General features: G+C 62.9%; 3 protein-coding genes. 1 reads left to right on the forward strand and 2 read right to left on the reverse strand.

Annotated elements, in window-relative coordinates; genetic code table 11:
* Positions 1-1,877 (forward strand): tetratricopeptide repeat protein (locus ACNKID_RS10205; RefSeq protein ID WP_417913326.1); only part of this gene is annotated, 1,877 nt, incomplete at its 5' end.
* A gap of 202 nt (positions 1,878-2,079) precedes the next feature.
* Here the strand turns inward: ACNKID_RS10205 and ACNKID_RS10210 are convergent.
* Together ACNKID_RS10210 and mutS are read right to left on the reverse strand one after the other, a co-directional pair.
* The gene (locus ACNKID_RS10210; protein WP_417913327.1) at positions 2,080-2,313 is read right to left on the reverse strand and encodes a hypothetical protein; all 234 of its coding nucleotides are present in this window, start codon (positions 2,311-2,313) and stop codon (positions 2,080-2,082) included.
* A gap of 147 nt (positions 2,314-2,460) precedes the next feature.
* The gene (mutS, locus tag ACNKID_RS10215) at positions 2,461-5,160 is read right to left on the reverse strand and encodes a DNA mismatch repair protein MutS (RefSeq protein ID WP_417913328.1); all 2,700 of its coding nucleotides are present in this window, start codon (positions 5,158-5,160) and stop codon (positions 2,461-2,463) included.
* Between the last annotated feature and the right edge of the window lie 27 nt (positions 5,161-5,187).

Consider the following 5,187-nt stretch of genomic DNA (forward strand, 5'->3'; position numbering starts at 1 on the left):
TGGCCCAGCAGCTCAAGGAGCGCGCCGCCTCTGATGTGGGCGAGCGGCTGGAGGCGTTGCTGGCCTTGCAGCCGGTGAACCGGGAAGACCGCAGTCTGCTGGCCTCGCTGGAGCTGTCCATTGAGCGGCTGCCCAAGTGCTGCCTGCCGCTGCTGCCTCGGCTGGGTGTCTTCGCCGGGGGATGTTTGGAGGCGATAGTACGGGACATAACCGGCTTTGAGGAGGCAGACTGGCACGAGCTGCGCAGCCATCTGCTTCGGGCCGGACTGATGGAGGACGAGCGCGTGCTGGGGAGTGACGTAACCTTTCTGCGCTTCCACCCGACCTTGGCCCCGGCCTTGCAGCAGCGGCTGGCTAAGGAGGAATACGAACCGCTGCTGGAACGCTATTGGCAGGCGTACCATCAGCTTTCCGGTGCGCTGTATCACTTGGATAGTAAGAACCCCCATGCAGCCCGCGCTGTTGCCCAGTGCGAGCTGCCCAACCTGCTCCGGGCTGTCCATGCTGCCTTGCAGTCAGGAAGCACCGAAGAGGGCGTGGACTTTGCTGCTGCCGTCAACAAGTTTCTCCGTAACTTCGGGATGCAGCGGGACTATCAGGAACTGACTGAGGCGGCAGGCAAGGCGGGCGGCGCAGTCGGCTCGCAGGCATGGTTTCTTGCCCGCAGCAATCTGGGCGAGCAGCTTTATGGCTCTGGTCAGCCCGGAGCGGCAGCGCAGGTCTTTGCGGAGATATTAGCAGGGCTGGAGCAGGCCCCCAGCTATCAACGGTGCCTCACCCTGCACAGGCTGGGCCGCTGCTTTGCATTCCAAGGCCAGCCTGCGCAGGCGGAGCAGCTCTACCGACAGGAGGTGGACGAGCTGGCCCGCTTGGAGCAGAGCGACTTGGTGCGGCTACAGACCGGCGCAGCTTGGACTGATCTGGCTGATATGCTGACTGCTCAGAGACGGTATAAGGAGGCCAAGGCAGCCTATCAAGCAGGCTTGGAGATCATGAAAGAGCTTCGTGACACGCGGAGCGTGACGGTAATTAAAGGACAGCTCGGCACCTTGGCCTGGAGACAAGGCGAGCTAACTGAGGCGGCAAAGCAGTACCAAGAAGCCCTATCCTTCTTTCAGCGCATCAACGAGCCTGCAAGCGAGGCTGTACTCTGGAACCAGCTTGGCATGGTGTATCAGGACGCAAAGCAGTGGGAGGCGGCAGAGCAGGCGTATCGGCAGTCCGCCCGGCTGAATGAGGAACAGGGGAAGCTCACTAACAATGGCGGGGCTGCCGGTACTTGGAATCAGCTCGCCCAAGTTTGCTGGGCAACAGGCCGCGCAGCAGAGGCCGAGCAGTGGTACAGCAAGGCATTGGCAGCCTTTCAAGGTGCGGACGGTCGACCCCGTGCCGCTGTTACCCTCAGCAACCTTGCCATCCTCTTGGCTGATGACCCGGCCCGCTTGGACGAAGCCCGTGGCTTGGCTGAGGAATCATTGGCTATTAAGGAAACCCTTAACCCGGCAGCAGCGCAGATATGGAACATCTACAACCTTCTTGCCCACATCGCCACCCAGCAAGGAGAGAGCAGCCAAGCTGCTACGTACCGTGCCAAAAGCAGGCAGGCATACTTGGCCTTCCCAGCTTGGCGGCAACAGACGCAGCAGCATGAGGAGCTGATTGCAGCAGTGGTGCATGCAAGCGCAGACCCAGCTTTGCGGCAAGAGATAGAGCCGGGTTTGAATGAAATGGTTGAACGTGGCTGGGGCAACCTCATAGCCGCCATCCGCCGCATCCTCAGCGGTGAACGAGATGAAGCTGCCCTCTCCGAGCCGCTGGATTATCAGGATGCCGCCATCATCCGCGCCATATTGCAGGGCATTGGTGGGGATGCGTAGGGGCGGCCCCCCGTGGCCGCCCGTTCCCGGATGGCGCACATCAAGGGCAGGCACAGGGGCCTGCCCCTACCGCGCATTTTGGCCACAGCCTCCTCTGGCAATTTGCCTCAGCAGAGTGAGACGAATTGCCTCAGCCTAGTGAGGCAAACTGCCTCAGCAGAGTGAGACGAATTGCCTCAGCAGAGTGAGGCAAACTGCCTCACTAGGCTGTGACCGCGCAAGGCACTCTGCCGTCCGCTGCATCCTGGGCGCAGAGGCGCAATGCCTCGTGCCCCTGCGGAACATCATCCAACAACGGGACATGCCCTATACCCCGGACATCCATCACCGCCGCTCCATCCGCCTGCCCGGCTATGATTATGCCCAGCCTGGCGCGTATTTCGTCACCCTCTGCGCCCGGCAGCGCGAATGCCTGTTCATACCGAACCATCTGCACGGCATTCTTGTTCTTGCCGATTACGGTAGGGGCGGTTCGCGAACCGCCCCTACACACCGGAAACCTCTTGGATCTGCACCGCATCAGGGCATACATCCAGCGCAATCCGGCCTGCTGGGCATCGGACGCGCTGCATCCTGCATCCCCTCACCCCCGCTTCATCGCCTCTTCCACCAGCTCATAGACCAGCTCGTGCGCCTGCTTGGGCGAGAGGTCGTCCGGGTCCACCTCTTTCAGGATTTTGCGCAGGCAGTCCTCCTTGGGCGGGAAGAGGGAGAGCTGGCAGGTTCCGCTCTGCTGCTGCCTTGCCTTGCGCGAAGACACGGCAATCGTCGGCTCGCCCGCAGGCGTGAACTCGCCCCGCTCGATGTTGCCCAGTATCTCCTGCGCCCGCTGCACCACCTGCTTAGGCACGCCTGCGAGGGCCGCCACCTGGATGCCGTAGCTGCGGCTGGCGGCTCCTTTGACGAGCTTGTGCAGGAAGATGATGCTGCCCTTGTGCTCCCGCACCGCGATGGAGCAGTTCTTAATGCGCGGATGCGTGGCCGCCAGGTCGGTCAGCTCATGGTAGTGGGTGGCGAACATGGTCTTCACCCCGCGCCCGTTCTTATCAGCCAGCTCTTCGGCCACCGCCCACGCTATAGCCAGGCCGTCATAGGTTGACGTGCCGCGCCCGATCTCATCAAGGATGACCAAGCTGCGCTCGGTGGCGTTGTTGAGGATGTTGGCCGTCTCGTTCATCTCGACCATGAAGGTGGACTGGCCGCGCCGCAGATCGTCCATAGCCCCCACCCGCGTGAAGATGCGGTCAACTAGACAGATCTCCGCCTGCGCCGCCGGAACAAAGCTGCCGATGTGGGCCATCAGCACAATGAGGGCGGTCTGCCGCAGCACAGTGGACTTGCCTGCCATGTTCGGGCCGGTAATGATCAGCAGCTCCTGCGCCTCCTGATCGAGCAGCACGTCGTTGGGGACAAACCTGCCCGCGTCCATGCTCCGCTCAATCACCGGGTGGCGGCCTTCAACAATGCAGAGCGTGTCGCCCTCGCTGACCTGCGGCCTGACATAATGATAGCGGACGGCGGCCTCAGCCAGACTGACGCTGAAATCAGCGCGGGCCACTTCGTGCGCGGTCGACAGTAGCCGTTCGCTCTGGGCGGCGATCTGCTCTCTGACCTGCTGGAACAGCTCGTACTCCAGCGCCAGCCGACGCTCCTCAGCCGTCGCGATCCTCTCTTCCAAGTCCTTCAGCTCCGGCGTGATGAACCGCTCGGCATTGGCCAGGGTCTGCTTGCGGATGAAATACGCTGGCAGCTCGCCTTTCTGCTGGGCGCGGCTGACCTCGAAATAGTAGCCGAAGACCCGGTTGTAGCCCACTTTCAGCTTGGCGATGCCGCTGCGCTGCCGCTCCTTGGCCTCCAGCTCGGCGACTAACTGCCTGCCGTCACGGAGCAGGCGGATCAGCTCGTCAAGTTCAGCATGAAAGCCCTCGCGGATCAGGCCGCCCTCGCGCAGCGTCGCCGGCGCGTCGTCCCGGACTGCGCGGTGGATCAGATCATGCAGGTCGAAGAGCGGATCCATGGCCGCGCCGATCTCGTGCAGCAGGCTGGCAGGCATGTTGATCAGCAGCTTCTTCAGCTCCGGCAGGCAGGCCAGGGAGAGCTTGAGCGCAGCCATGTCGCGGGCGTTGCCCTGCCCAAGAACCAAGCGGCTGCACAGCCGTTCCATGTCATAAATGCCCTTGAGCAGCTCCTGCATGTCCCGCCGCCGGACGTTGTCGGCAAGCAGGGCGGCCACGGCCTCCAGCCGCCGCTCAATCCGCGCCTTGTCCTGGAGCGGGAAGAGCAGCCGCTGCCGGAGCAGACGCGCGCCCATAGGCGTGCTGGTGAGATCAAGCACCGAGAGCAGCGAGCCTTGCCGCCTGCCGCCAAGCGCGGTCTCTGTCAGCTCCAAGTTGCGGCGCGAGGACTCATCTATAATAAGGAAGCCTGAGCGGCTGAGCAGGCGGAGCTGACGGATGAAGGAGAGGCCTGTCTTCTGGGTTTCCTGGATATACGCCAGCAGGCCGCCAGCAGCCCGGATGCCGGTGTCCAGCCCCTCGCAGCCAAAGCCAGCCAGGCTGCTGACACGGAAATGCTCGAGCAGGGTGCTGCGGGCTGTGTGCCCTTCAAAGCTGCTGTCCTGACGCAGGGTCAGGCACAGTCCCGGCAGCAGGGCTTGCAGGCTTTCGGTGAGCGCGGCCAGCGGCTCGGCCTCGTCCTCGGCCAGCAGCAGCTCGGCAGGCCGCAGCCGGGTGATCTCGTCAACAATGCTCCCGTGGCTGCCGTCTTCAATGGGCAGCTCGCTGATGAGGAAATTGCCGGTGGAGACATCAAGAAAGCTCAGGCCCACAGCCAGCAGCTTCTGGCCTCTGTGCGAGGCGGCCAAGGCGCAGACAAAGGTGTTGCTCTTCTCGTCCAAGAGCTGCTCGTCCGTGGTCACGCCCGGCGTGACCACCCGCACCACTTCCCGCCGGACTATGCCCTTGGCCTGTTTCGGATCCTCCACCTGCTCGCAGACCGCAACCCGGAAGCCCGCCTGCACCATCTTGGCCAGATAGCTGGAAACCGCATGGTGCGGCACCCCGCACATGGGCACCTGGTTCTCGTCCTCGCGGCTGCGCGAGGTCAGGGTGAGTCCCAAGGTTTTTGAGGTGATCTCAGCATCCTCAAAGAACATCTCATAGAAGTCGCCCATCCGGTAGAACAGGATGGCTCCGGGGTGCTGCTCCTTGATCTCCAGATACTGCCGGAGCATGGGAGTCATCTTCAGAACGGCTGGGGAAGCGGAGCTGTTGTCAGCGGGCATGGCGCGGGGTGATGTGGTGGAGGTTGG

This window comes from Candidatus Electronema sp. TJ (genome assembly GCF_048287355.1).
Taxonomy (GTDB): domain Bacteria; phylum Desulfobacterota; class Desulfobulbia; order Desulfobulbales; family Desulfobulbaceae; genus Electronema.

What these genes read in the sequence shown, in the direction of transcription:
- mutS (WP_417913328.1), bottom strand. Translation starts at nt 5,160, where the DNA reads ATGCCCGCTGACAACAGCTCCGCTTCCCCAGCCGTTCTGAAGATGACT.